Below are 25,789 nucleotides of genomic sequence, written 5' to 3'. Positions count from 1 at the left end.
CTCCCTATTCGGCCAGCGGAGCCACGCCGTAGCCGCGGGCGATGGTTTGTTTCCGGACTTCGGTCGGTTCGAATGCATCGGCGAGGGCCCGGAGCGCGGCATCGATATCGTGCCGATGGCCGCACAGGAACAAGTCGAGCGCGGCATAGCCATGTTCAGGCCAGGTATGGATCGACATGTGCGATTCTGCGAGCAGGGCCACGCCGGTTACCCCCTGCCCCTTACCGAAATGGTGAAGGTTCAGGTCGAGAATCGTCGCGCCCGCAGCGGCCACGGCTTCGCGCAGCGCCCTCTCGACAAGAGCGGCATCGTCGAGCCGGACGGTGCAGCCATGAAAGTCGGCCAGCAGGTGGCGGCCGTCATAGGGCGGAGTTGCGCTATCCGTCATAACGCCGCCATTCATTGGTGAAAGTTCTCACGAGCCGCTGGTTGTCGAGCCGGTTCGGCTCGGCCTCGACCCGCGCCATGTCTGGCGGGAATTCGAACAGTGTCGGTTCGGATGCGGTCGTTACGAAACGCCCGCCAGGCAGCAGGTCGGACTGTTCGGGCACGCCCATGGGCGATGCCAGAATGAAACCCCATTCGCCAAAGCTCGGTACATAGGCATGATAAGGCCGTGTCTCGAAGCCGGCGGCCTCAAGTGTTGCCGCGATCGTCCAGAAGGCGTTGGGCGCGACATAGGGCGAACCACTCTGCACCGAGACCATGCCGCCGGGTGCGAGGCGCTGGAGCAGCGAGCGGTAGAAGGTGGTGGTATAGAGCTTGCCCAGCGAGAAATCGGTCGGATCGGGAAAATCGATGACGATCGCATCGTACAGCCCCTCAGCCTCGCGCACCCAGCGGAAACCGTCCGCATTGATAACGGTCATGCGCGGATCGCTGAGCGACCCCTGGTTAAGCTGCACCAGAAGCGGCGTTTCGCGAAACAGTTCCGTCATCGCCGGATCGAGATCGACCAGCGTTACGGTCTCGACATCCGGGTGGCGCAGCACTTCGCGCGCTGCAAGACCATCGCCGCCGCCGAGGATCAGGACGTTGCGCGGGCTTTCCACACGACCCAGATTGGGGAGCACGAGCGCCTCATGATAGCGATACTCGTCAAGCGACGAAAATTGCAGATTGCCATTGAGGAACAGCGAGACATTGCTCCCGCGCCGGGTGAGTACGATCCGCTGGTACGGCGTCGATGTCGCGTGGATAATGGGCTCGTCGATGCTCGCGGTTTCGGCCAGACGCTGGAAGCGTTCGGCGCCGACGAAACCGATGACGAGAGATATGGCGACCAGCACACCGGCCAGCATCTCGACCGGCAGGCGCCGGCCTCTTGGCTGGATCATGATCAGGGCTATCGCCACGCCGACATTGAGCAGCCCGAACAGGAAGCCGGTTCGGATCATGCCGATAAAGGGCATGAGCACCAGCGGAAAGAGCAACGACGCCGCAAGCGCGCCAACATAGTCGAACGTCAGCACGGTCGAGATGGTTTCGCGAAAATCGAAATCGTCGCGTAAAATCTGCATCAGCAGCGGAATTTCGAGGCCCACAAGAAAGCCGATGACGAGGACGAGTCCATAGAGAACCACGCGGAACTCATCGACGACGGGAAACATCATGAAAAGGATTGCCGCGGCCCAACCGCCAGCCAGAGCGATCAGGATTTCCGCGCGAATAAAGAGCCTTAGCTCATCCTTCTTTACATAGCGTGAGAACCAGCTCCCGATTCCCATCGCGAACAGATAGACGCCGATAATCGTCGAAAACTGGGTGACGCTGTCGCCGAGCAGATAGCTGGCGATCGTGCTGGCGAGCAGCTGGTAGACCAGGCCGCAAATCGCGACGACGAAGACCGATGCGATCAGGGCATAGGCTAGCGGCCTTGCGGTTTTCTCGAACGGGGGCGGAGGCGCCGCTGGGTCAGCCAACGATCGCCGCAGCCACGATAACCGAAAGGCCGAGCGCGATCATGCCGGCAAAGATGGCGACCGCGACATTCTGCTTCTGCTCGATTTCTTCCCACAGGCTGCCCGGGGTCAGGAAATCGAGAATGACAAAGGCGACGACCATGACGAATATGCCGACGCCCGCATAAAGCAGGGTCGCGCCGACAAGATAGAGGCTGAATAGGTTCATAACTGGCTCTCCCTGGTAAATTCCGAAATCATTTGTGGCGCGGCCCCCGGCCGATAAAGACGCCGCCCGGTCCGCGCGCTGTGCTGGCCCGCTGGCCGTCTGCAAAAGGCGAATAGCCAGTGAAAGAGGCATAGGCGAAGCTCGATGTGACGAGCAGGCACCACAGCCCGAAAATGAAAACGCCCCGGTTCATGCTGCTGCCTCAGTCATCGTCATCATCTCCTGCAAAATCGCTGTCCGACTTGCGCCGCGATTCAAAGTTCAGATGTTTCCACCATTGCCATATCGCCGGGACGAACACGAGTAGCAGCGCCAGGAACAGGTTCGAATAGAAGGTTGCGCCCTTCTCTATCGTCACCTCGACCTGCGCATTGGGGCTGCTGCCATATTGGCCCTCCGTCCAGCGGTTTCCGGCCGCATAGACGTTGAGCTCGTATGTGCCGCGCGGAATCATCGAGAATTTGCTCGCCGAGTAGCGGCTGCCCTCGGACCAGTTACCCTCGCTGTCTCGGCCGGAATAGGCTTCGACGACATTGTTCGCCTCAAACACCTCGCCGGTGTCCCGATTGGTCAGGGTATAGCTCAGATCGATCCAGCTATTCTCGATGCGCGGAGCCTGGGCCGAAACCGTGACCGCCTGGCGCGCGCGATCAAGCACGATAGGCCCGACTTTCGCGCTCTGCTCAACACCATCGGTAGAGAGGTTGACCCTGGCCGTCTGGGGATCGCTGGTTCCGCCAAAGAGGAAGCTCAGCACCAACAGCGCAAGCCCCACGGCAAGGGCGAGCTTCATGAAGCTTCCCGCTTTCTTGCGATAGGGCGAAGGCTGATGTGGCAGCGGCAGGCCGCCACCGGTCGCCGACGGGATTCCGAAGGCATCGGTTATTTCATTGGGTTCGAGCAGCTCGCTCAGCGACCATACCGTCTCGTTGCCGCTATGCTCCCAGCTCAGCATTTTTCCCGGACGGACGAAATCGGCCGTCAGGACTTCCTCGCCAACCGCCACGCGCCAGTAAAACTCGCCAAGCACATAATCGACCTGCGCCCGGGTTTGCGCATAAAAGGGCTCGTAGAATTCACCATCTACGGTGAAGCCGACCAGCGACAGTTTTTGCGGCGAAGCCGTCAGCTGTCGCCCCAGGCTCCAGCCGCGCCCGTCGGTGTCGAGGAAGCGATAGCCTTCGTAGGGATTGAACAGCAGATATTCGTCCCACGGATATTGCCCGTTTTCCGAGCGCCGCTGATAGCCGATGACCTCCCATTCCGTCCCGCGCAAAACGCCCCGGCTGCCGAGCGGCAGCTCGAGTTTGCGCACCTCGCCTTCATAGCGCTGGATGATGCTGACATCGGGATTGGCGATATCGAGCGTCGAGCCGCAATATTGGCATGCGATGCTGACGGACGTGCCGGCAGCCTTGATCTCGATCGATCCGCCGCAATTGGGGCAGTTGAACTGTTCGGCCGCAGGCGCGCTGTCGCTCTCCGACGGCACGACTGTGCGCTTGGCCGTCGGGCCTTGCGGCTGGTCTTCCGGCGCACTGCCCCAGGGATTGGGGCGATCGTCGCCGGGCGGGGATTGCGGCGGTTCAGGCGGCATAATCGGGCATCTTCCAGCCATGGATAGAGCGCAGATTGTGCGGCTTGAGCTCGGCAAGCGTTACATAGCGGCCGACATAGAAACCCGGATCCTCGCCTTCCTCGCGCTCGAAATTCGCGGAAAAGCCCTGATCGTCGCGCATGTCGACATTGAACACTTCCCAGCCCGTCGATGGCGCAAAGGGCAGCTCGCCCTCTGCTGCAATGCATCTGGCGGTGCGCATGTCCGACACGACAAATTCCGCCCCATCGATCTGGGTGCGATCCCCGACCGCCGTCTCGCCGCCCTGCGCCAGATGCTGGATCAGGTCTGAATTGCATTCGGCAATCGGGCGTTCGATCACCATCTGGAACTGCCCGTCGGACTCGCTGAGCCAGCCATGGCTCATGTCCGAAAACAGGCACAGCCAGTCGTTCCACGCACCCTGATCGTAACCGAGCCGGATCCGGCCGATGACATCGAAAGGCTTGCCGCCATATTCGCCGCGCGTTCCGATCTGGATCGGGCTGACATCGAAGGGCAGAACGGCCACTTCGCCGGCCAGTTCGACGCCCTCGGCAATCCGCTTCACGGTCGCCTGGCAATAGTCGCAGATGCGCGCAGGCAGAGCCGGTGAGCGGAAGATGACTTCCGCTCCGCAGTTCGGGCAGTTTTCCGATTGCATTGCCTCGCCAGTCCCCCGCTTTGCCTGTTTCGATCAGGCCGTACGTCTAGTCTGCATCTAAATCTGGCTCAGAAGATCCGCTTTTTTCGCGTCGAATTCTTCCTTGCTGATCGCACCCATCTCCTGAAGCTTGTGCAGCTTCTCGATCTGTTCGAACGGATCTTTCTCTTCCGCCGCCGGCGCAGCGGGAGCGACTGGCGCGGCAGGGGCTGCCGGAGCCGGCTGGGCCAGCGCGCCGGCCATAGTCTGGCCGATCGCCATGCCCACACCCGCGCCTGCGCCGATACCGGCCATGCCGCCTTCCTGCTGGGCGGCAAGCTCGATGGCTTCGGCTGCCTGGAATTTCGCATACTGATCGAGATCGCCGAGCACCCGCATCGAACTTTTCTTGTCGAGATGCTCCTGGACCGCTTCGGGAAGCGACACGCTTTCGACAAAAAAGGTCGGCACTTCGAGGCCATATTGCTCAAAGGCCGGGCCAACCGCCTCTTTCAGCGCATCGGACAGTTTCTGCTGGTTGGCGGCAAGATCGATAAACGGCACATCGCCGCCGCCGAGACCGGTGGCCAGCGCGGTGATGATCGCCGCGCGGAGCTGCGGTTCGATGGAGCTCACCGTCACCTTGTCGAGCGTACCGACCAGAGCCGAATAGAAAGGCGCGATATCCTTCACCCGGAAGGAATAGGTGCCAAAGGCACGCAAGCGGATCGGGCCGAGCTCGGGATCGCGAATGGTGACCGGCTGCGCCGTGCCCCATTTCAGGTTCACCTGTTCCTTTTGCGAGAAGAAATAAACATCCGTCTTGAACGGCGATTTGAACGCCTTGTCCCAGTTTTTGAGGTTGGTAAGGATCGGCATGTTCGACGTGTCGAGCGTATGCAGGCCGGGGCCGTACATATCGGCAAGCACGCCTTCATCGATCACGACGGCGGCCTGCGTCTCGCGGACCGTCAGCTGGGCACCATTCTGGATCTCGTTATCCGCAAAATCCAGCCGTTCCGCCAGATCGCCGGGCTCTTCGCCCCATTCGATAACGTCGATAAATTGTTTCGAAAGAAAATCCCTAATGCCCATTCCAGTCTCTCCCTTGCCGTTTCACTTTAGCGCTATCCCTAAGAAGCGCAAACCATGATACTGATATAGGGCGGCAACACGGGTGTTTTTAGGGGTCATGGCTGAAAATCGACGAAAAAGGGCTGAGAAACCTCATAGCTTCCCCGCCCCTTCGCTGAGGATCGTGACCGGATCCCAAATGCGGTTCTAGAAGGTTGTGCTGAGACCAAAGGAGAAGCTGCGCCCCCGGTCGTAGCTGAGCGCATCGATCGAAGACCCATCTGGTGCCCGGTAAAATTCCCGGAAATCCTCATTCAGGATATTGCGCAGTTCCAGCGTCGCCTGCACTTCCTGGCCGAACAGGGTCAACGCCTGGCGCCAGATAAAGTCGAGCTGGATACGCCCCTCCTCGCGGATATCGGGCGCATCGCCGATCGGCGAACGGTTCGTAATCCGGTCGCTCGTATAGGTGACGAGCAGCGATTGCTGAGAGAGTCTGTCCTCATCTTCCAGGCTGAGCTGCAGATTGACGATATGATCGGACTGGCCGGTCAGGGCCACACCGTCGACGAAATAGTTGGTTGCTGGTTGCGGGTCGGTAAAACCGGGCACGAACGTCGTGTCGTTGGCGTTCACCGAAATTTCCGACTGGGTATAGGTATAGTTGAGCTGGGCGCGCAGCCGGCGCGAGGAGAGGATTCCCCCCCAGTCGTAGAGCGGGAAGAATTTCACAAGCTCCGTTTCCACACCGTAAAGCGTAGCCGCCGGCGCGTTGAGGAAGGTGACATTGACATCATTGTCGCCGCTCGTCGCCAGCTGTTCGATCGGATTGTCGATATCCTTGTAGAAGGCGGCGATGCTGAACAGTTCGTCCCTATCGAAATACCATTCGAAACGCCCTTCGATGTTCAGGAGTTCGCTGTCGATCAGGGCCGGATTGCCGCGGAAGGTGCGGTCATTGTCCGGATCGGTATAGGAAGGCGCGGCCAGCTCGCGGAACTGGGGCCGGCCGATCGTGCGCGACGCGCCGAGGCGCAGCTGCATGTCTTCGGCGAAGTTCCACGTCACCGTGGCCGCGGGCAGCCAATAATCGTTGGCGATCGGCGGCGCGACGAAGAGCGGGTTCACCTGAAACCCGAAAAAGGGGATCGGCGTCACGCTTTGCACGGCGTCTTCATAGCGGACGCCGGCCGCCACGCTGAACCCGTCGAACAGTTCGATATCGACCTGTCCGTACCCGGCATGCACCTCAAGCTCGGCCGTATAGGCGTCGCCGCCCTGGGCATCGGTGCGCTCTTCGACGAAGATATCGTAGAAGCCGAGGATCGCGTCCGAAAACAGGTAATCCGGCCTGAGCTGCGTCACCGGGAAAGGCAAGCCGCCCTGGCGCTGGGTGACGAAACGGAAGGCCCGGCGCTCGAAATCGCGCTGGTTCAGATAATAGGCATAGCCGGCATTGATATCGAACCGCCGCCCTGTGGGAACGCTATAGGTGAGATCGACCTGCGCGCCATAGACATCGTCGTTGAGCTCGGAAAAGCTCAGCAGGTCGGTCTGGCCGCCCGAGCGCGTGTCATGGACGAAATCGTTCGCCACCGTGTTGAACGCATATTGGATCTCGCGCTCATAGGGCGCCTCGCGCTGCGCGTTGGCATAGCTGCCGCGGACATCGACATTGATATCGCCGAAATCGAACTCGCCCACCAGCTGGGTGCTCATCAGCTGACGCTCGAACCATTCGGTATTCTGGTTGTTCTGGATCGTGCCGGTGCTGCGGACCGGGCTCGCCGACGTGCTGATCCGTGCTTCCTTGGCGGTATCGCGGATGTAGAGATTGGTAAAGCGGATGCTGTGCTCGCCAAATTCCGCACCGATCCCGACCAGCCCGTTCACGACGATGCGGTTCTGGGTCGACAGGAAGCGATAGTCGGACACATTGGGGGTAATCGTCTGGTCGCCATTGGTGAGCTCGCCCTGCTGGCGGATGCCGCCGCGCGTTTCCCAGCCATTGCTCCAGCCGGCGGTCGCGACAAAACCGAGCCGGAAATCGCTGCCGATATCGACATAGGTGCCGCCCGTGATGTTGACGCTGCCGTTGAACGGGATCTCGTCATTGCGCTGCACGAGGTTGATATTGGCGTTCTGGAAGCTGCGCGAGATGTCCGCGATATCCGCGACATAGCCCGAGGCCGCCGGATTGCTGAATTCCGGCTGGTCGAAACGGATGCGCACACCGCTGTCCAGCGCCGTCTGCACGAGCGCAGGAATATCGCGCGTCCCGTCGTCGAAACCGGTCCAGTCGCTGTCGCTGCCATAATAGGTATAGCCGGTTTCCAGCGTGGTTTCGGAATTACCGCTCAGGCTGCCGCTGAAAGTGATGAATGGCTCGTCGGGAACGGCGCGGGTCGTGAGGTTGATAACCCCGCCGCCGAATTCGCCGGTATAATTGACCGAATAGGTTTTCTGGACGAGCGAGCTCGCCAGGATGCTGGTCGGGAAGAGATCGAGCGGCACCGTGCGCTTGAGCGGCTCGGGAGACGGGAGCGGCGATCCGTTGAGCAGCGCCAGGGAATAGCGTTCGCCAAGACCGCGCACATAGACGAAGCGGCCGCCGACAAGACTGAGCCCAGACACGCGCTGCAACGCGCCAGCGGCATCGCCTTCGCCGGTACGGGCCAGATCTTCCGAAGACAGCACCGACAGCACTTCGGAAGAAGCGCGGACGGGTTCGGGAATATAGCGTCCGGTGACAACGATCGGCGTACCGCTGCCACCGCCAGTCGAGATATCGACACTGTCGTCAGGCCGATCCTCGTCGACCGGCGCATCGGCCGGAACGCTGGCGTCCGCGACGCTCGCATCTGCCGTTTCTTCAGCAGTTTGGGCGAAGGCAGGCGCGGTAAGCGCACTCGATACGAGCAAAAGGCTCGCGAGTGTAAATGTCTTGGTCATGGCTGTTCTCTTCCAAGCGGGTGAAGACAAGAAGGGGCGGCAACCGGAATGTCGGTCGCCGCCCGATCATGCTTTTGGTTAGCCGTAGAACGGCGTGACCAGGCAGGAGAGCATGGCGCTGCCGGTGTCCTGATCGTCGGATCCGAACAGGCCGCAGGTCCAGTCCTGCGTCCAGGGTGTCGCCGCAGCCTGATCGACCGCTCCGATATAATCGACCGTTGCGATCGACGGATCGGTGAAGGCTGTCACCGCATCTTCATTCGCGCCGTTGACGAAACCATCCGTCAGCGAAGTTGTGAACGAGGCGTTGTTGTTGGCGCCCAGGTTGAACAGGGTCGTGATTTCAGCCGCCGTGATGCTGCCTTCGCTGCCGAATGCCGTCGGGCAATCGATAACGACAGACTGGAAATCGGGAACGCCGTCGTCACGCGTCTCATCGTCGCTGAGGTTCAGACATTCAGACTTGTCCGTGATGATGCCGTTCCAGAGCTGGCCGCCAATGCCTTCGCGGAGCAGCACGCCGAAATCCTTGGACCCGCCGCCGCCATAGAAGGTGAAGTTGGCCAGAGTCGGGTCCGACCGGGGCAGATCGTCGAACTTGGAGTCCGCTTCGATATAGTGGTCGCCGCCCGCCGCGCGCTGCCTCGCGATGAGGAACTGCAGCGTACCGACAAAGCCGGAGTCGATATCGAAGCTGTCATCGTCGGCGCCGGTTACGGCGATGTGATCGCCATTGACCGTACCGCCGAACCATTCGATGCCATCGTCCGAGCTGTTGTGGACCTGCACATAGCTGAAATCGGTTCCGTCGCCGACACCGCCAAGCGAGATGCCGTTCAGTTCGTTGCCGGTACTGACTTCGAAGCCCGGGTAGCGAACCTGCACATAGCGCAGGGTGCCGCTGTCGTCATTGGGCTGATCGCCGCCGTAAAATGCGCCGGACGTGCCTTCGATTTCGGTCTGGCAATCCGCCGCACCGCCGACGGCCGCGCCGTCGCAATCGTTGATCGGAGCGCGGCCGAGGATGACCAGACCGCCGAACAGGCCGATCGAGTCCGCGTTCACCGTACCGGTGCCGTCAGTTTCATTCTGGAAGTTGGCGCGCGCCGTAAAGGTGATCGGCTGGGTCTGCGTGCCGATTGCATTGAGCTGGGAGCCACGCTGAACGACCAGGAAATCGGCTGTACCCGCACCGATCACGACGACGCCGGGATCGATGTTGAGAATGCCCTGGGTGCCACCGGCCGCCAGGCCGTCTCCACCGACATCGACGCCTACATCGACGCGGCCGCTGAGCGAATAGACAACGCCGTCGAGCTTCTGGAGCGTCACCGTACCGGTAATCGTTCCGCCCAGGCGGCAGATGCGGAAATCGACGGAACCATCGTCATCCCCATCGATCGTGCCGTCATTCGTCGTGCCCATCGGGCAATCGGCAGCCGGTGTGATTGCGTCGAAGCGCGCGCTCGTCGGCGCTGGCCCAGGAGGAGGAGGCGGGGGCGGCGCCGGGGTCGACGGCGTCACAACGACGATATTGCCTTCCCCCGGCGACGCGACATCGTCGGCGCCGCAGGCGGCGAGCGGAATGGCAGTGCTCATCAAGAGCATGATGCGAGTAGGTGACATGAAGAAAAACCCCTTTGAACCGTTTTGGCGTAGCGAACCGCGGGCGCTGGGGCCGGCAGGTTCCGGGGACGCCTCTATGGGCGCTGTGTGATTCCTTGATGACGGACTTTTTGAGCTTTTGTGACACTGATCGAAACGAAAATGTCACAAAGTGCCGCGGCGCGTTTCCATGCTGCGTTAGCGGGCATCCATGATGATTGTCCGGCGCTCACCATCCCGCAATATTTCGATCTCGACCTGCCCTCTTTGACGAATGCGGCGGGGAATTCCGGCGACATCGTCGGCATCTTCCAGCCCGAGTCCCCCGACTCGCAGCACGACATCGCCGTCCTGCAAACCGGCATCGCGGAACATTTCCGGCATGCTGCCACTGCGAAATTGATAGCCGGCATGACGACCATCGACGCGAACAGGGGCCAGCGCCGCCTGATATTCGAGCGATTCACGCCGCGAAGCTTCGTCGCCGCGCTGACCGGACCGGGAACCGCCCCCCGGCGAGGCGGCCGAAGCCGTGCCGCCCTGCCCGTCCTCGGCAAAAGAGAGTCGCACCTCGCGCCCGCGCTCCCGCACGAGAATATGGTCCGCCGCCACGGCGAGCAGCGGAACGCCCGGAACGAGATCGCGCCCGACCCGCACGAGCCGCTGGGCCCCCGCCCCGGTCGAAACAATGGCCGCGCCATCCTCTCCCGTGCCCATCACGCCGTGCAGGCGAAGTTCGGCAACAGAGCCCGTCGGCGGTACGGGAGCAGGAGAGGACGGCGCGGATGATACGGAGGAAGGTGCGGGCACCGGCGCTGGCTGCGCGGTGTCGTGCGGGGAGGAATCGCCTCCGCTGAACAGCCAGAGCAGGAGCAACAGCGCCGCCAGCCCGGCGGCCACGATCATGGCCAGGCGGCGGGGCGATGTTTCGGCATCGCGATCCAACTGGAAAAGGCCGGGCCGTCCATCGGCCATGCTGCGCTCTCCTCGGCCAAAGCCTGAAACCGGCATCTGCTACCGGTATGACATGACGAAGTGATGACAGAAGGCAAGGATCAATAGCTGTTCTATCGCGATGATGAGGAAAACGGGCTTGCTATATCCCCCGCCCTCGCCCCACTATCGGCGGATAACAGATCGGGAGGACAATTGGTGAGCGAGCAGGATATTTTCCCTGTGCCGGAAGAATGGGCGAAGCGGGCCCATGCCGACAAGGCGGAATATGAATTGCAATATGGGCGGTCGCTGGCCGACCCCGGAAGTTTCTGGCTGGAACAGGCACGCACACTGGACTGGATCAAGCGGCCCGAAATATCCGGTGACTGGAGTTTCGACGCAAGCGATTTCCATATCAACTGGTTCACCGACGGGCAGCTCAACGTGTCGGCCAATTGCATCGACCGGCATCTGGAAACGCGCGGCGATGCTGTGGCGATCATCTGGGAACCCGATGACCCCAGCGAGGATTCCAGAAGCTTCACCTACAAGCAGCTCCACGAACAGGTGTGCCGTTTCGCCAATGTGCTCAAGGATCAGGGCGTGCGCCGCGGCGACCGGGTCACCATCTATCTGCCGATGGTCCCGGAGGCCGCCTTCGCGCTGCTCGCCTGCGCGCGGATCGGCGCGGTCCATTCGGTGGTGTTCGGCGGCTTCTCTCCCGAAGCGCTGGCCGGCCGGATCACCGATTGCGACAGCACCCATGTCATCACTGCAGACGAAGGCCGGCGCGGCGGCAAGACCGTCGCGCTCAAGGCCAATGTCGACAAGGCCGCCCAGCACACGACCAGCCTCAAAAAGGTCATCACCGTCCGCGTAACGGGCGGCGATGTCGACATGACGGAAGGCCGGGACGTCTGGTATCATGAAGCGGCCGAGACAGTGGAAGCCGATTGCCCGCCCGAACCGATGGGCGCCGAAGACCCGCTCTTCATTCTCTACACGTCCGGTTCGACGGGCAAGCCCAAGGGTGTGCTCCACACGTCAGGCGGATATCTGCTCTGGGCGTCGCTCACGCACAAATATGTGTTCGATTACAATCCGGGCGAGATTTACTGGTGCGCTGCCGATATCGGATGGGTCACCGGGCACAGCTATATCGTCTACGGCCCGCTCGCCAACGGCGCGACGACGCTGATGTTCGAAGGCGTGCCCAACTGGCCGACGCCGAGCCGCATCTGGGAAGTCGCCGACCGGCACAAAGTCGAAATTCTCTACACCGCGCCGACCGCGCTGCGCGCCCTGATGCGCGAAGGCGACGATTATGTGACCCGCACCAGCCGCGCCAGCATCCGCCTGCTCGGCACGGTCGGCGAACCCATCAATCCGGAGGCCTGGCGCTGGTATTACAATATCGTGGGCGAACAACGCTGCCCGATCGTCGACACCTGGTGGCAGACCGAAACGGGCGCGGCGATGATCGCGCCGCTGCCTGGCGCGACCGACCTCAAACCCGGCAGCGCGACCAAGCCTTTCTTCGGCGTGGAACCGCAGATCGTCGATGGCGAGGGAGAAATTCTCCATGGCGCCACAGAGGGCAATCTGTGCATCACCCGCTCCTGGCCTGGCCAGATGCGCACCGTATACGGCGATCACAAGCGCTTCTTCGACACCTATTTCACCACCTTTCCCGGTAGATATTTCACCGGAGACGGCTGCCGCCGCGACGAAGATGGCTATTACTGGATCACCGGCCGGGTCGACGATGTTATCAACGTCTCGGGCCACCGGATGGGCACAGCCGAAGTCGAAAGCGCGCTCGTGCTCCACAAGGACGTATCGGAAGCCGCGGTCGTCGGCATGCCGCATGACGTAAAAGGACAGGGCATTTACGCCTATGTCACGCTCAACGCGAACACCGAGCCGAGCGAAGCGCTGCGCAAGGAGCTGCTCGACTGGGTGCGCACCGAGATCGGTCCCATCGCCCGGCCCGACGCGATCCAGTTCACACCGGCTTTGCCCAAGACCCGCTCGGGCAAGATCATGCGGCGCATCCTCCGCAAGATCGCGGAAGGCGATGTCTCTAGCCTCGGCGATACGAGCACGCTGGCGGAACCCGCAGTGGTGGATGAGCTAGTGGCGAACCGGGTCGGCTAATCGCCTTCAGTAAGCGGCGTCAGGAAACTCCGCTCGGCAACCCAGTCTTTCAGCGCGTCCAAATCGCGAATGTGCACGGCGCGATAGCCGGTTCTGACAAGCCCCGCATCCGCCAGTTCGGCCAGCGCCTTGCCGGTCGTCACCCGGCTTGCGGCAATCGCTTCGGCCAGGCCCGACTGGCTGCCATGGGCGACATGCCCTTCGCCATCCGGTTCAGCGAGCGTGAGCAGCGTTTTGGCAAGCCGCATAGCTGCCGGCAGCCGCCGCTGGTCGTCGAGCCGCTCCAGCGCCAGAGACAATTGCCGCGCAAGGCTGGCCAGCAGATGATCCCGCAATTCAGGCTGCGTATCGAGTAGCCGGGTGAACCGGGCACGAGAGACTTCCCGGATCGCCGTCTCACCGACCGCCACAGCGTCCAGCGTACGCGGGATATCGAGAAACAACGTCATCTCGCCAAAGACATTGCCGGGGCCATGGACGATATAGGTGGAACGCTCGCCCTCGGAATCCGTCGCGCTCATCCGCACCCTGCCTTCGACAATGATGGAGAGTCCCGGCTTGCGATCGCCGCGCTGCTGGATGACCGCACCGTCGCGATACCGGATCAACGTTCCCGCAGCCTGGACGGCACTGCGCATTTCGGCCGGCATTCGGCTGATAAACTGGCCGAGTGATAGGGAAAGTGGCGTTTCGGTCAATTGCAAACTTCTTGGCAGTTAGGATCAGTCCTTCCTGCTACGAGTCGCTGCACAAGGCAAGAATCGGAAGCAAAGCGGTCGGATACCAAAACGCCCCCGGGAGAGGATGTCATGCATACGAGTACTATCCTGATCCTCGCGATCTATTTCGGATTTGCACTGATCGAGCTTTGGCGGACAGGGCTTTTCAGCAAGCCCGAACAGACCCGGGGCGACGGAATCGTCGAAGCGGTGAGCACCATCGTGCTGCTGTTCGTGACCCAGCCTTTCATCCTGTTCAGTTCCGTCTGGATCGCCGGGCAGATCGCTCCCCAATATGCGGGCGCGCTCGCCGGTATTCCGATCATTGCCGCCATAGCGCTGTTCCTCGTGTTCGACGATATGATGCAATATTGGTGGCACCGCGCGGCGCACACATTCTCGCTGCTCTACAAGCTGCACCGTCCCCATCATGACGGCCGCTATATGAGCGTGCGCCTCGTCTATCGGAACAACATCTTCTATTATCTGACGATGCCGGGCATCTGGTTTTCCGGCGTGCTGATCTATCTCGGCCTCGGCTATGTCTATGCCGGCTATATCGTTGTGAAGCTCGCGGTGATCATCGGCGCGCATTCCGATGTCGCCTGGGACAAGCCGCTGTACAGGATCGCCTGGCTCTCGCCCGTCATGTGGGTGGTCGAGCGGACCATCTCGACGCCCTCGACCCATCACGCCCATCACGGCCGCCACAAGGCCGACGGCGTGACCAATTACAAAGGCAATTTCGGCAACCTGCTGTTCTTCTGGGACGTGCTTTTCGGTACGGCAAAGATCACGCGGCGCTACCCGGAGAGCTATGGCGTGGAAAACCTGCCCAAGACATCGACCGGCGAAATGCTGGTCTGGCCGCTGATCAGCACGGGGAATTCGGCCGAGGCGCAAGTCCCTGAGAAGGTAACGGTTTAGTCGGTCAGAAGGTCGCTAGCGCAACATCGCCGCACCGCCCTCCGATGACATCCAGCGACGCCTCGCGCCGCCGGAGCCTGTGTCTTCTCCGCCCGCTCCCCCACTCAGTATATTCTATGGGAGGCCGGGTGGGGGAGAGGGCTGGAACGGCGCCTGAGGCAAAGCCGAAGGCCTGACAAACTAAGTCTTCACTATCCCGTTATCGATCAGGCTGCGGGCGGTATCGACGATCGTCTGTTCCTCGTCGCGCGTCTGCCAGCCGAGCTTTTCCTTCGCATGGCTGGCATCGGCATGGCGCACCTTGCCGAGTTCGGACTTTACCTGCCGCGCTACGGGATCCCAGATCGCGACGATCTTCATCAGCCAGTCGGGAAGCTTGCGCGACGGAACCTTTTTCGCCTCGTCCCCCAGTCGCTCTTTGAGCAGCATCGCAATGTCGTGAAGCTTGAAAAACTTGCCGGCTGCGAAGAAGCGTTCGCCGTCCATATCCGGGGCGGTGAGCGCGCGGACGTGCAGGTCTGCCACATCGCGGACATCAACGACGCAAAATCCAAGATCGGGCGCGCCCGGGAAGCTGCCGTCCATCATCTTCTTCACGGCTTCCAGCGATGTCGAAAAATCGGGGCTGAGGATGGGCCCCAGAACCATGCTCGGATTGATCGTGCAGAATTCCATGCCCTCGCCATTGGCTACCATCCAGTCCCGCGCCGCGCGCTCGGAGATCGTTTTCGACTTCACATAGGGATAGACATCGGGATGCTCGAGATTGGTCCAGTCCTTCTCGCTGAACGTATATTCGCCGCGATCTACGCCGTACGCTATCGCCGCCATGGACGAGGTCATCACGACCCGCTTCACACCCGCTTCCTTGGCGAACCTCAGCGCACGGAGCGCGCCGTCTCGCGCCGGCCCGATCAGGTCGTTCTCATCCCTGGGGGATGCACTGGGAAGCGGCGAAGCGAGATGGGCGAGATGGGTGCAGCCCGCCATCGCCTCGGCCCAACCCGCATCGTCCATTAGATCGGCAGCGAAAAAACGAAGCTTGGCATTGTCGACGTTCAGAATATCGCGAACCTGCTGTTCCCGGTCCAGCGAACGGATCGTGCTATGGACAGTCCAGCCCTCGGCCACCAGCTGCCTGATCGTGAAGCCCGCGATATAACCGCTGCCCCCCGTTACGAGTACGGTTCCCGGCATTGCGATCCCTCCCGCTGTGGCGTCGGGGGAAGACTATGCCTTTATCCTGCCGAATACAACGCAACCGATCGGGATGTCATTCCGTCGGAGCCGTAAGAAAGCGCTCCATTGCCGGGCGCAGCTCTTCGGAGAAGAACAGAACTTCCGGCGGCTCGAACCGCCATGCCGTGCGGTGCTCCCGGAATGCGACAACATCGCTGGTGGTCAGCCCGTCTTCGCCATAGGCTTCGCGCATGGCGGCGACGATCCGTTCCTGGTCGTCGGCATCGACGAGAATCCAGACCATCTGCAGGGCGTCGTCGCGGAAGACGAATTCGGCGAGGCGCGGTTCCCCCATATAATCGAATCCCTGGCAATCGATCTGCTGCTGGATGTTCTGCACGTCCGGCAGCACAGGCGGATCGATGGTTCGCAATTCCGCCTCGCTGCACAGTCCGGCGAGCCGCTCGGTCATGCTGTCCACCGAAGCGCCGAACGCAATGGCATCGGGGATCGTAACGTCCGCCGATTGCGCCGATGCGGCCGAGGAAACGCCCAGCATGGCCCATAGAAACAGCGATCCTGCTTTCATTCGAATATCCTCCCTAATATCCATGGCCGTATTACCGTATTACATGTATAATACAATAGCATTTCCAAATCCGGCAATTCGCCATAAAGGCCGCCTATGCGATCTATCGACACAGTCCTTATCGGCGGCGGCATTGCCGGGCTCTCGGCGGCAGCGAGGATCGCGCGGCATGGCGAGACAGTGGTTCTCGAGCGCGAGAGCGCTGCCGGCTATCATTCGTCCGGCCGCAGCGCGACATTCTGCCATTTCGGAATAGGCGACGGGCTGGTCCACAAGCTGACCGCGATCAGCAAAACCCTATTCGCCGCGCCGCCCGAAGGGGACCACCCTGCCCTGGCCCGGCGCATGGCGGCCTTCTTCATCGCCCGGGCCGATGAGGAAGAGCAGCTCGACCGGCTGACCGAAACCACCCTCGCCCATTCGCCCCAAGCCCGGCGGATCCCCGGCGCCGAGTTGCGCGATATCGTACCAGTCCTGAATATTGGCGATGGAGGGTTTGCAGCAGGCCTGTTCGATCCCGACGCCTACAAGCTCGACAGCGACGCCATGCTGCAGGCGAATATCCGCGCTCTGCGCGCCGCCGGCGGAGTGTTGGTGACCGACGCTCCGGTCGGCGCGATCCGCCGCGAAGGTGCGCGCTGGATCGTCGATACGCCCGGCGAAAGTTACGCCGCGAAGCGCATCGTCAATGCCGCCGGCGCCTGGGCCGATACAATAGCGGAGATGGCGAGCGTCGGGACGCTCGGCCTGATGCCTCTCAGGCGCACCATCATCGCCTTCCGCCCGCCCGAAGGGGTGGATGTGTCCGGCTGGCCATTTACCAAGACGGTTGGCGAGGGCTTTTACATGCTGCCCGAAGGATCGGGACAGTTGCTCGCCTCGCCAATGGACGAGAGCGCCTCGCCGCCCTGCGATGCGCAGCCCGACGAGGAAACGGTCGCGCTGGCCGCCTGGCGGGTCGAACAGGGAACGACAATGCCGATACGCCGCATCGATCACAAATGGTCGGGCCTCAGGACGTTCGCGCCAGACCACAGCCCGGTCGCAGGCTACGCGCCTGATGCACCCGGCTTTTTCTGGCTGGCCGGGCAAGGCGGTTTCGGGCTTCAGACCTCGCCCGGCATGGCGATGGCAGCGGAAGCGTTGCTGCTGGAGCTCGAGTGGCCGGAAGCGCTCGTGGAGAATGATGTGCGACCAGAGATGCTCAGGCCGGATCGGTTGCGCATCACTCGCTAGATCGTTTTTCAGCCATTTGGGCCGAGAGGCTATCGTATCGGAAACAGCGTCTTTATCTTCTGTTTACCAAAATCTGACATGGCTTTTCCATGCAGCACAGCAGGCTCATCGCGAACCAGGAATTGCAGCCGATTCCAGACAGGCGGAACTGGCCGATCTGGCCATGGGCTCTGCTTGGCATTTTTGCCCTGATCGACGGCCTTTGGCTCCTCGCGACGCCAATTGCCCTCGACGCCAATGCCGTCGGCACAATTTTCTCGCTGATGCCGCTCGTCGTCGCGGCATTGCTCGGGGCCAAAAGATTCGAAGACAATGATGCCATATATGTTGTCTGCACGGGTCTTGCGTTCATTCTGGTTGCCTGGCCGACGCTGCGATTGTTCAACCATCTCAGCATGACGACCGCGCTGCCCTGGGCAGACGCAACTTTGAGTCAGCTGGACAGCATGATCAGATTTGACTGGCACGCCTATATCCGCTGGCTTGACGGGCAGCGCTGGCTGCTTTCGATCATGAACTGGACCTATACCGGTTTGAATGGTTACTCGATCTTCTTCTTTCTTCTTCTCGCACTTTTTCCCGATCGACGCGCTGCCTGCTTCGAATTTATCGCATTATTCGTCGTGTCTGCCAGCCTGTGCATGACGCTAGGCATGTTTTTCCCGGCTCAGGCAGCGATGGTCTATTACGCCCCGGACCTGGCCGGTTTCCAGCATGTCCATGACAGTCTCGGCACCTACCATATATCGTCGCTCAACATGCTTCGTGAGGCGCCAGCGCCCGTGCTTGAGCTCGATAGCCTGCCCGGCCTCGTGACCTTCCCGTCATTCCACACTGCCATGGGTGTGGTTCTTATCTATGCATGCCGGAGATCGTTGTTCCTGCTGGTGCCCAGCCTCGGCATCAACCTTTCGATGATTGCCGCAACGCCGCTATATGGCAGCCATTATGGCATCGACATTCTCGGAGGAATCGTCGCGGCCCTTGCGACGATCGCCATCATACGACACCTTGAAAGGCGGGCATCCGATGCAACCGACTGGGTTTCGCAACTCGGATTTGCCCGCCTGAAGGCTCCGGCTGCCTAATTGAGCAGCACCAGCTCCTCGGCCATGGTCGGGTGGAGCGCAACGACATCGTCGAAATCGTCCTTGGTCAACCCCGCCTTCACCGCTACAGCGGCCGCCTGCAGGATTTCGGCGGATTCCGGGCCGATCATATGGAGCCCGACGACTTTACCTGTATCTCCGTCGCAGACCATCTTGTAGAGCGCGCGTTCGTCGCGGTCGGCAAGCACGTTCTTCATTGCGCGGAAGTCCGATGAATAGACTTTCACATTGCCTAAAGTCGTGCGGGCCTCGCTCTCCGTCATGCCGATGGCTGCCATAGGCGGGTGGCTGAACACGGCCGACGGGATATAGCGATAGTCGACCGTTTTCGGATTGTCGTTGAACACCGTTTCGGCGAAAGCCTGGCCTTCGCGGATCGCAACCGGCGTCAGCTGCACCCGGTTGGTGACATCGCCGACCGCATAGATGCTGTCGACATTCGTCTTGCTATACTCGTCGACCTTGATCGCACCCTTCTCGTCCATCTCGACTCCGGCATTTTCCAAGCCGAGCCCGTTCGTGTTGGGCACGCGGCCCGTTGCGATCAGCACCATGTCGACATCGAGCGGCGAATGATTGCTCATCTCGACATGCAGCGATCCGTCTTCATTCTTTTCGATGCTCTCGAACTCGGCATTGAACCGGAAGTCGATGCCCTTGCGCATGGATATCTCGAGCAGACGATCGCGGATGGACTGGTCATATTGGCGCAGGATCGCGTCGGAGCGGTTGATGAGCGTCACTTCGCAGGAAAATTCGTTGAAGATCCCGGCGAATTCGTTGGCGATATAGCCGGCACCCGCGATCAGCACGCGCTTGGGTAGGGTTTCGAGGTGAAAGACCTCGTTGGAACTGATCGTGTGTTCGACGCCCGGAAAATCCGGCTTGAACGGCCAGGCCCCGGTGGCGATCAGAATCTTGCCAGCAGTAACCGTCTTGCCCGAGGCAAGCGTGACCTCGTTGGGGCCGGTGACGGTCGCCCGCTCATGGACAATCTCGACATCATGGCTTTCGAGCGTGTTGATATAGATGCCGTTCAGCCGCTCGACTTCGGAAAGGACATTGTCGCGCAGGGTCGGCCAGTCGAACTCGGGGTCGCCCGAAACTTTCCAGCCGAAGCGGCGCGCATCATGAATATCCTCGGCAAAATGGGAACCATAAACCAAGAGTTTCTTGGGAACGCAGCCACGGATCACACAGGTGCCGCCCACCTTATGTTCTTCGGCAATAGCCACTTTCGCGCCAAAGGCCGCCGAAACGCGGGCCGCGCGGACGCCGCCGGAACCGGCACCGATTACAAAAAGGTCATAGTCAAAATCAGCCATCGGGATTTCCTGTTGTCTTTGTCTGCCAAGGGTTCGAACTGGGGCGGCAATCGGTTACGCGCAAGTCGAGTTTTACCGATCAGAGTGATCGTCATTGCATCTTGTGCCTCATAGCGCCCGGTCAATCAGCGCTCTGGTCGAGGCGTCCAGCTCCAGCGTATCCTCATCCCCGGCGATGGCCCTGGCGATATCCTTGCCAAGCTCGACCCCGAACTGGTCGAAGGGATTTATTCCGAGCAGCGCCGCATTGACGAAGGTGCGATGCTCATAAAATGCCAGCAATGCGCCGAGGCTTGCCGGATCGAGCCGCTCGAGGAGGATCGTGCTGGAGGGCCGATCTCCTGCAAAATGCCGGGCCGGATCGTCCGATGCGCGCCCAGTCATGAGTGCAGAGCCCTGCGCGAAACAGTTGACCAGCAATTGCTCGTGATGCGCGGGATCGCGGTGGTCGTGCGCTTCCGCCACGGCCACGAACTCCACCGGTACGAGATGCGTTCCCTGATGCAGGAGCTGGAACACGGCATGCTGCGCATCGGTGCCCACACCGCCCCAGACGATTGGCGATGAGGCCCGGGTCAGAGGCTGGCCATCGGCATTTGCCGCCTTGCCGTTCGATTCCATTTCGAGCTGCTGGAGATAGGAGGGCAGCAACCGCAGCCGCTCCTCATAGGCAAATATGGCGCGGGTCTCCGCGCGCCGCGTCTGCGCATAATAGAGATCGGCGAAAGCGGCGAGCGCGGGCGCGTTGCGGTTCCACTCGGTGAACCGGAAATGCCGATCCATCGCCGCGGCCCCTTCAAGCATCTGCTCGAACGCTTCCCAGCCCAGCGCAAGCGCGATGGGAAAGCCGATCGAAGACCAGAGCGAATAACGGCCGCCTACCGTATCCGGGAAGGGTAGCACGCGTGTCTGGTCAATCCCGAATGCTACAGCTGCATCCGGCTGCGCCGTCAGCGCGACCATCTGGCCGAACGGATCGACGACCCCGGCATTGCGCATCCATTGCAGGGCGCTTTCAGCGTTGAGCATGGTTTCTGCCGTGGTAAAGCTTTTCGAGGCAATGACGACCAGCGTATATTCCGGATCGAACAGCGTGAACGGTCCTTCCAGCGCCGCGCCATCGACATTTGAAACCACCGCGACATCATAGGCCGGATCGTCGCGCCCCAACGCGTCGATCACGAAATCCGGGCCCAGCGCCGATCCGCCGATCCCCAGGTGCAGGATGTGCCGGATCTCGCCGAGTGCGCCAGCCTCGATCGCATCGATAAGCGCGCGCATCCGCATGTGCAGCGTCCTGGCGAGGGCCACGCTGTCCGGCGCGCCTTGCCCGCGCTGGGCCATATGCTCGGCCGCCCGTCCTTCGCTGATATTGATAGGTTCCCCGGCAAACAGCGCGTCACGCTTTTTCCCCAGTTCCTGCGCCCCGGCCAGCCCTTCGAAAGCCTCCACCAGCGCCCCATCCAGATGCGTTTTGGAAAAATCGAAATAGAGACCCGCTTCCTCGACAGTCAGCCTGTCGAGACGATCAGGATCGGTATCGAAAAGGGCGGTCAGGCGTTGCGGCTTGGTGCTGGCAATCGCCTGCCAATAATGTTCGCTATCAGACATATTGCCCTTCTGACGTGCAGACGGCGTGGCGGCAAGCGCCCCGGGGCCTACCCTTAGGGCAGCGAAAGCGAAAGACGCGCCCGCAAGCCCCCGCTCGCCAGATTTTCAAGCGTCAGTTCGCCGCCATGTTCGCGAACGATGGCGCGGGCAAGAGCAAGGCCGAGGCCCGAGCCGCCCTGCTCGCGATTGCGCGATTCGTCGAGCCGAGCAAAGGGCTCGAACACGGTTTCCAGCGCCGCCGGATCGATTCCCGGGCCGTTATCGTCGATCTCCACCACGGCCTGTTCGCCAGCCAGCCGAACGCGAACCGACGCCGCCTCGCCATAGCGCAGGGCATTGTCGATCAGATTGCGGATCGCCCGTTTGAGAAGATTGGACCGCCCGTTGACGATCAATCGCGCGCTGTCCTCGAATTCCACCGGCGCGCCAACAACGCGAAAATCCTCGATCGCGCTGTCGACCAGCGCGGTCAGATCCAGCTTTTCCGACTGCGCATTGGGTCGTCCCAAACGGGCAAGCGAGAGGATATCGTCGAGCGTCTCGGTCATGCCGGAGATCGTCTCGACCATTCGCGCCCGTTCGCCTTCGTCGGAAACATTTTCGGCGTGGATGCGCAGGGCGGCGAGCGGTGTTCGCAGATCATGCCCTATTGCGCCCAGCATATGATCCTTCTCACCCAGCATCCCGGCAATCCGCACGCGCATCGCATTAAATGCGGAGATAAGGCTGGCTACATCGCGCGGTCCTTCGACAGCTACCGGTTCATTGGGGTCGGCGTCGGTAAAATCGCTGACCGCGCTCGTTAGCGACCGCAATGGCCGCGAAACCCGCCGCACGAACAGGAACAGGACCAGCATCAGGACGCCGTAGAGGACCACCGTCTGCGCGACGATCGAGGCAAGCGCGCCTATGCCGCCGGGCCTCATCCGCATCCAGCTGTTGAGCCACCTGCCATCTTCCAGCTGTACGGAAACGCGAAAAACCTGCGGTGGGCGGCGATTGTCGAAACGGCGTTCGCCCATCGGTCGGCCACGGCCTCGCGCATTTCGCAACTGGGCGATATCGGCCCGCCCGACCTCGACCCTTTGGACATGTATTCCGCTTGTTTCCAAGATCGTTGCCAACCTTAGTTCATATTCGGAGACACGTGGAAGGCCCTCCGCGCTGACGGCGCTCTGCGCGCCGACGCTCATCCTTCCGCCGCCTCGCCGATGCCTGCGACCATGGCGTACGCGCAGCGGTTCGCCCGCCGCCAGTCGTTCGGCCGCCGTAATTGTCCGCTCGACCACCGGGCCGGCCGCCTCGGCGAAACGCAGCCGCTCGCCCGCCCTGACGAGCATCGCGAAATTGATCGCCTGCGCCGCAAACAGCGCCAGCGCGACCAGCAACATCAGTTGGCCGAACAGGCTTTTGGGCAGCAGCTTCTTCACAATCGGGTAACGTCGGTCGCGAGCGTATAGCCGCCGCCCCACACCGTCTTGATCAGCTCCGGCGTTTTAGGATCGACCTCAATCTTGCGCCGCAAGCGACTGATCTGGTTGTCTATTGCCCGGTCGAATGCCCCGGCCTCCCGGCCCTGGGTAAGATCGAGCAACTGATCTCGCGTAAGCACTTGCTGCGGATGGGTGACTAATGCGAGCAGCAGCTGATACTCCCCCGTCGACAGGGCGACGGACACGCCGTCGCGATCGACAAGCGTGCGCTCCCCGGCCTTGAGGACCCAGTCCCCGAAACCGTAACTTTGCTGGTCGGGCGCACGCTGGCGCATGCCGCCATTGCCGGTGCGGCGCAGGATCACCTTGATCCGCGCCAGCAGCTCGCGCGGTGAAAAGGGTTTCACGACATAATCGTCCGCACCCATTTCCAGGCCGATGATCCGTTCGGTTTCTTCCGACTTCGCCGTCAGGAGGATTACCGGAATGTCACTCGTCTCGCGAATATGGCGCGTCAGGCTGAGGCCATCCTCGCCCGGCATCATGATATCGCAGATCACGCAATCGATGGCGTAGCCGGCCAGGTGTCGCCGCGCCGCTACGGCATCCGCTGCCTGGGTGACGCGATAGCCGTTCTTGCCCAGAAACGCGGCAAGCGGATCGCGGATGCTGCGCTCGTCTTCGACAAGCAGGAGGTGTGGGCGACTGGTCATGAAATCTGCATAGCGCGGCAGGGGCCCTTAAGCGATATGGCGGGCAACCGGCCAGGGAAGGCACCGGTTGCCCGCCAAACGCTGCGCGCCCCGATCAGGGAGGGGGTGGAGCGCACAGCAAGAGGCCGACGTAGCGCGACCTATTCGCCGCGCCGCTCGGCACGGCGGGCGGCGCGGGCCGCCCGGCGTTCTTCGCGTGTCACCGTGCCGTCGCCATCCGCATCGGCGCTGTTGAAACGCTCAACGGCCCGGGTTCCGAATTCCTCGCGGGTGATGCGACCATCGCCATTGGCGTCCGGATTGGAGCGGTTAGCGCGCCGCTGAGCGCGCCATTCGGTGCGGCGGGCCCGACGCTGCTCGCGCATCGCCGTCCGCTCGGCTTCGTCAATCTGTCCGTCGCTATTGGCATCCGCCCGGTCGAAACGAGCCAGAGCCGGAGCAAGGGCTTCGTCGCGGGTCACAACGCCATCGCCATTGGTGTCGAGCCGCTCCATGCGCGGCCCGTGCCCGCGGCGACCTCCGCGACGGCTCTCGCCGCCATGCCGGCCACGACGCTCACCGCGGTGCCGGCGGCGCTCGCTGCGCATCGCCTCGCGCTCGCTGGCATCGATCGCGCCGTCGCTGTTCGCATCGGCACGGGAAAAACGTTCGTCGAGGGACGTATTGAGTTCGGCGCGGGTCACATTGCCGTCGCCATTTTCATCGGCGCGCATGCCGCCCGGCTGGGCAAGAGCCGCGCCGGCAACGATAAGGGCGGCGGTTCCTACACCGATAGTCATAGTCTTTTTGGTGATCATCATGGGGATCTTCCTAGCTGTAAACGGTTCCATCCGGCGGACTTTTCCTCCGCCACGGCACAAAGGAATAGACGATGATTGTCGCAGAGATTTGCCGAATGGCGTGAAAAGTGTCGCAAATTGTCGCAAAGCTCTCTTTTCCCGGGGTTGACCGGAGCGCGCGCCTCGTCGACATCGCCCGCGATGCTCAGGGAACTGGACGAGAAGACCGGCGACGGTTCGCCGCGGCCCCCGCCGGGTCAGCCCTATCGGCGAACGCTGTTCGGCTGGGTGCGGTTCATCGTCTCACTGGCGATCCTGGCGATACTTGTGCGCAGCCTGGTTATCGCGCCCTTCAACATCCCGTCACGCTCGATGACGCCGACCATGCTGGTCGGAGACTATCTGTTCGTCGCGAAATGGCCCTATGGCTATTCGCGGTACAGCTTTCCCTTCGCGCCCGAATTCATCCACGGCAGGATCGGCAACGGCCGGCCGGACCGTGGCGAGATCGTCGTTTTCCGGTCCCCAGCGGTACCGGCCAGCAGCTACATAAAGCGCGTCATCGGATTGCCGGGAGACCGGGTACAGATGATCGCCGGAGAGTTACACCTTAACGGCGAAGCGGTTGCCCGCGAGACCGCCCCCGTTTTTGCCGAACCGGTGGACGATGCGGGCACCTGCGCCAGTGAACCGGGAAGCAACAGCCGGCTGGAAAGCGCAGATGACGGCTCGCTCGTCTGTTACACGCCGCGTTACCGGGAAACCCTGCCCGGCGGCCGAAGCTATCTGGTGCTCGATGCGGGCGACAGCACCGCCGATACAACCCAGGAATTCATCGTTCCCGCAGGCCATTATTTCCTGATGGGCGACGATCGCGATCGCAGCGCGGACAGCCGCTTTCCCGCCGTGCCGGGCGGTGGCATCGGATTCGTGCCCGAAGAGAATATTATTGGCCGGGCGCTGGTAATCTTCTGGTCGACCGACGGGTCGGCAAGCTGGATCAACCCGATCAGCTGGTTCAGCGCGACCCGATGGGACAGGATCGGCAGCGGGTTTTAATAGCGCTTGCGGCTCA

At 61.7% G+C, this 25,789-nt stretch carries 23 protein-coding genes; 5 read left to right on the top strand and 18 right to left on the bottom strand.

Annotation, left to right across the window (positions count from 1 at the left end):
- Positions 1-4: 4 nt before the first annotated feature.
- The 10 genes from speD to DFR46_RS13935 form a co-directional block, all read right to left on the bottom strand.
- On the bottom strand, positions 5-388 hold the full coding sequence (gene speD, locus DFR46_RS13975; protein ID WP_116237367.1) for an adenosylmethionine decarboxylase: 384 nt from the start codon (positions 386-388) through the stop codon (positions 5-7).
- The gene (locus tag DFR46_RS13970; RefSeq protein ID WP_211306436.1) at positions 378-1,922 is read right to left on the bottom strand and encodes a polyamine aminopropyltransferase; all 1,545 of its coding nucleotides are present in this window, start codon (positions 1,920-1,922) and stop codon (positions 378-380) included. Before DFR46_RS13970 ends, speD begins: the two co-directional genes overlap by 11 nt.
- Positions 1,915-2,130, bottom strand: a complete 216-nt coding sequence (locus DFR46_RS13965; protein ID WP_116236997.1) for a DUF350 domain-containing protein — start codon at positions 2,128-2,130, stop codon at positions 1,915-1,917. The genes DFR46_RS13970 and DFR46_RS13965 overlap by 8 nt, the downstream gene beginning before the upstream one ends.
- 28 nt (positions 2,131-2,158) lie before the next feature.
- Positions 2,159-2,323, bottom strand: a complete 165-nt coding sequence (locus DFR46_RS14865; protein ID WP_162843484.1) for a hypothetical protein — start codon at positions 2,321-2,323, stop codon at positions 2,159-2,161.
- 9 nt (positions 2,324-2,332) lie between these two features.
- Positions 2,333-3,727 carry a DUF4178 domain-containing protein gene (locus DFR46_RS13960; RefSeq protein WP_162843483.1) on the bottom strand — a complete coding sequence of 465 codons (1,395 nt, stop codon included), beginning with the start codon at positions 3,725-3,727 and terminating at the stop codon, positions 2,333-2,335.
- Positions 3,717-4,391 carry a DUF4178 domain-containing protein gene (locus DFR46_RS13955; protein ID WP_116236995.1) on the bottom strand — a complete coding sequence of 225 codons (675 nt, stop codon included), beginning with the start codon at positions 4,389-4,391 and terminating at the stop codon, positions 3,717-3,719. Before DFR46_RS13955 ends, DFR46_RS13960 begins: the two co-directional genes overlap by 11 nt.
- A 57-nt stretch (positions 4,392-4,448) precedes the next feature.
- The gene (locus tag DFR46_RS13950) at positions 4,449-5,465 is read right to left on the bottom strand and encodes an SPFH domain-containing protein (protein ID WP_116236994.1); all 1,017 of its coding nucleotides are present in this window, start codon (positions 5,463-5,465) and stop codon (positions 4,449-4,451) included.
- A 186-nt stretch (positions 5,466-5,651) separates the two neighbouring features.
- Complete coding sequence (locus DFR46_RS13945) at positions 5,652-8,396, bottom strand: TonB-dependent receptor domain-containing protein (protein ID WP_116236993.1); 2,745 nt, start codon at positions 8,394-8,396, stop codon at positions 5,652-5,654.
- 78 nt (positions 8,397-8,474) lie between these two features.
- On the bottom strand, positions 8,475-10,022 hold the full coding sequence (locus DFR46_RS13940) for a hypothetical protein (protein ID WP_211306435.1): 1,548 nt from the start codon (positions 10,020-10,022) through the stop codon (positions 8,475-8,477).
- Between the two features lie 177 nt (positions 10,023-10,199).
- Positions 10,200-10,976 carry a type II secretion system protein N gene (locus DFR46_RS13935; RefSeq protein WP_162843482.1) on the bottom strand — a complete coding sequence of 259 codons (777 nt, stop codon included), beginning with the start codon at positions 10,974-10,976 and terminating at the stop codon, positions 10,200-10,202.
- Between the two features lie 177 nt (positions 10,977-11,153).
- On the opposite strand from DFR46_RS13935, the gene acs reads away from it, so the two are divergent.
- Positions 11,154-13,094, top strand: coding sequence for an acetate--CoA ligase (gene acs / locus DFR46_RS13930; protein ID WP_116236991.1), 1,941 nt, complete (start codon positions 11,154-11,156; stop codon positions 13,092-13,094).
- Here the strand turns inward: acs and DFR46_RS13925 are convergent.
- Positions 13,091-13,792, bottom strand: coding sequence for a Crp/Fnr family transcriptional regulator (locus DFR46_RS13925; protein WP_147297697.1), 702 nt, complete (start codon positions 13,790-13,792; stop codon positions 13,091-13,093). The two genes, acs and DFR46_RS13925, sit on opposite strands and share 4 nt — an antisense overlap.
- Positions 13,793-13,903: 111 nt before the next feature.
- On the opposite strand from DFR46_RS13925, the gene DFR46_RS13920 reads away from it, so the two are divergent.
- Positions 13,904-14,740, top strand: coding sequence for a sterol desaturase family protein (locus tag DFR46_RS13920; RefSeq protein WP_116236989.1), 837 nt, complete (start codon positions 13,904-13,906; stop codon positions 14,738-14,740).
- A gap of 180 nt (positions 14,741-14,920) precedes the next feature.
- Here DFR46_RS13920 and DFR46_RS13915 read toward each other — a convergent pair whose 3' ends face one another.
- On the bottom strand, positions 14,921-15,937 hold the full coding sequence (locus tag DFR46_RS13915; RefSeq protein ID WP_116236988.1) for an NAD-dependent epimerase/dehydratase family protein: 1,017 nt from the start codon (positions 15,935-15,937) through the stop codon (positions 14,921-14,923).
- A gap of 76 nt (positions 15,938-16,013) precedes the next feature.
- Entirely contained in the window at positions 16,014-16,508 is a 495-nt protein-coding gene (locus tag DFR46_RS13910; RefSeq protein ID WP_116236987.1) for a hypothetical protein, read from the bottom strand.
- A gap of 96 nt (positions 16,509-16,604) precedes the next feature.
- Here DFR46_RS13910 and DFR46_RS13905 point away from each other — a divergent pair, with 96 nt between their 5' ends.
- Both DFR46_RS13905 and DFR46_RS13900 read left to right on the top strand, forming a co-directional pair.
- Positions 16,605-17,744, top strand: a complete 1,140-nt coding sequence (locus DFR46_RS13905; protein ID WP_116236986.1) for an NAD(P)/FAD-dependent oxidoreductase — start codon at positions 16,605-16,607, stop codon at positions 17,742-17,744.
- A gap of 89 nt (positions 17,745-17,833) precedes the next feature.
- Positions 17,834-18,832 carry a phosphatase PAP2 family protein gene (locus DFR46_RS13900; RefSeq protein WP_116236985.1) on the top strand — a complete coding sequence of 333 codons (999 nt, stop codon included), beginning with the start codon at positions 17,834-17,836 and terminating at the stop codon, positions 18,830-18,832.
- Here the strand turns inward: DFR46_RS13900 and gorA are convergent.
- The 5 genes from gorA to DFR46_RS13875 all read right to left on the bottom strand — a co-directional run bounded on the left by gorA (position 18,829) and on the right by DFR46_RS13875 (position 24,735).
- The gene (gene gorA, locus DFR46_RS13895; protein WP_116236984.1) at positions 18,829-20,178 is read right to left on the bottom strand and encodes a glutathione-disulfide reductase; all 1,350 of its coding nucleotides are present in this window, start codon (positions 20,176-20,178) and stop codon (positions 18,829-18,831) included. The two genes, DFR46_RS13900 and gorA, sit on opposite strands and share 4 nt — an antisense overlap.
- Before the next feature lie 108 nt (positions 20,179-20,286).
- Positions 20,287-21,789, bottom strand: coding sequence for a glucose-6-phosphate isomerase (pgi, locus tag DFR46_RS13890; protein ID WP_116236983.1), 1,503 nt, complete (start codon positions 21,787-21,789; stop codon positions 20,287-20,289).
- A 53-nt stretch (positions 21,790-21,842) separates the two neighbouring features.
- Positions 21,843-23,219 carry a HAMP domain-containing sensor histidine kinase gene (locus tag DFR46_RS13885; RefSeq protein WP_116236982.1) on the bottom strand — a complete coding sequence of 459 codons (1,377 nt, stop codon included), beginning with the start codon at positions 23,217-23,219 and terminating at the stop codon, positions 21,843-21,845.
- Positions 23,216-23,935, bottom strand: a complete 720-nt coding sequence (locus DFR46_RS13880) for a response regulator (RefSeq protein WP_116236981.1) — start codon at positions 23,933-23,935, stop codon at positions 23,216-23,218. The genes DFR46_RS13885 and DFR46_RS13880 overlap by 4 nt, the downstream gene beginning before the upstream one ends.
- 140 nt (positions 23,936-24,075) lie before the next feature.
- Positions 24,076-24,735 carry a CREC-EF hand family protein gene (locus DFR46_RS13875; RefSeq protein WP_162843481.1) on the bottom strand — a complete coding sequence of 220 codons (660 nt, stop codon included), beginning with the start codon at positions 24,733-24,735 and terminating at the stop codon, positions 24,076-24,078.
- A 75-nt stretch (positions 24,736-24,810) separates the two neighbouring features.
- Between DFR46_RS13875 and lepB the strand changes: the two genes are divergently transcribed.
- Positions 24,811-25,773 carry a signal peptidase I gene (lepB, locus tag DFR46_RS13870; protein ID WP_245953865.1) on the top strand — a complete coding sequence of 321 codons (963 nt, stop codon included), beginning with the start codon at positions 24,811-24,813 and terminating at the stop codon, positions 25,771-25,773.
- The last annotated feature ends 16 nt before the right edge of the window (positions 25,774-25,789 follow it).

This window comes from Parasphingopyxis lamellibrachiae, from assembly GCF_003385775.1.
Taxonomy (GTDB): domain Bacteria; phylum Pseudomonadota; class Alphaproteobacteria; order Sphingomonadales; family Sphingomonadaceae; genus Parasphingopyxis; species Parasphingopyxis lamellibrachiae.
The sequence above is the reverse complement of the archived record's forward strand: the minus strand, read 5'-3'. Positions and strand labels throughout refer to the sequence as shown.

Bases quoted from the DNA above. Each gene is read 5' to 3' on its own strand.
- pgi (WP_116236983.1), bottom strand. From the start codon at position 21,789: ATGTCTGATAGCGAACATTATTGGCAGGCGATTGCCAGCACCAAGCCG.
- DFR46_RS13935 (WP_162843482.1), bottom strand. From the start codon at position 10,976: ATGGCCGATGGACGGCCCGGCCTTTTCCAGTTGGATCGCGATGCCGAA.
- DFR46_RS13950 (WP_116236994.1), bottom strand. From the start codon at position 5,465: ATGGGCATTAGGGATTTTCTTTCGAAACAATTTATCGACGTTATCGAA.
- DFR46_RS13940 (WP_211306435.1), bottom strand. From the start codon at position 10,022: ATGTCACCTACTCGCATCATGCTCTTGATGAGCACTGCCATTCCGCTC.
- DFR46_RS13965 (WP_116236997.1), bottom strand. From the start codon at position 2,130: ATGAACCTATTCAGCCTCTATCTTGTCGGCGCGACCCTGCTTTATGCG.
- DFR46_RS14865 (WP_162843484.1), bottom strand. From the start codon at position 2,323: ATGAACCGGGGCGTTTTCATTTTCGGGCTGTGGTGCCTGCTCGTCACA.
- DFR46_RS13915 (WP_116236988.1), bottom strand. From the start codon at position 15,937: ATGCCGGGAACCGTACTCGTAACGGGGGGCAGCGGTTATATCGCGGGC.
- DFR46_RS13875 (WP_162843481.1), bottom strand. From the start codon at position 24,735: ATGATGATCACCAAAAAGACTATGACTATCGGTGTAGGAACCGCCGCC.
- DFR46_RS13960 (WP_162843483.1), bottom strand. From the start codon at position 3,727: ATGCCGCCTGAACCGCCGCAATCCCCGCCCGGCGACGATCGCCCCAAT.
- gorA (WP_116236984.1), bottom strand. From the start codon at position 20,178: ATGGCTGATTTTGACTATGACCTTTTTGTAATCGGTGCCGGTTCCGGC.
- DFR46_RS13955 (WP_116236995.1), bottom strand. From the start codon at position 4,391: ATGCAATCGGAAAACTGCCCGAACTGCGGAGCGGAAGTCATCTTCCGC.
- DFR46_RS13920 (WP_116236989.1), top strand. From the start codon at position 13,904: ATGCATACGAGTACTATCCTGATCCTCGCGATCTATTTCGGATTTGCA.
- DFR46_RS13900 (WP_116236985.1), top strand. From the start codon at position 17,834: ATGCAGCACAGCAGGCTCATCGCGAACCAGGAATTGCAGCCGATTCCA.
- speD (WP_116237367.1), bottom strand. From the start codon at position 388: ATGACGGATAGCGCAACTCCGCCCTATGACGGCCGCCACCTGCTGGCC.
- DFR46_RS13910 (WP_116236987.1), bottom strand. From the start codon at position 16,508: ATGAAAGCAGGATCGCTGTTTCTATGGGCCATGCTGGGCGTTTCCTCG.
- DFR46_RS13945 (WP_116236993.1), bottom strand. From the start codon at position 8,396: ATGACCAAGACATTTACACTCGCGAGCCTTTTGCTCGTATCGAGTGCG.
- DFR46_RS13880 (WP_116236981.1), bottom strand. From the start codon at position 23,935: ATGACCAGTCGCCCACACCTCCTGCTTGTCGAAGACGAGCGCAGCATC.
- DFR46_RS13905 (WP_116236986.1), top strand. From the start codon at position 16,605: ATGCGATCTATCGACACAGTCCTTATCGGCGGCGGCATTGCCGGGCTC.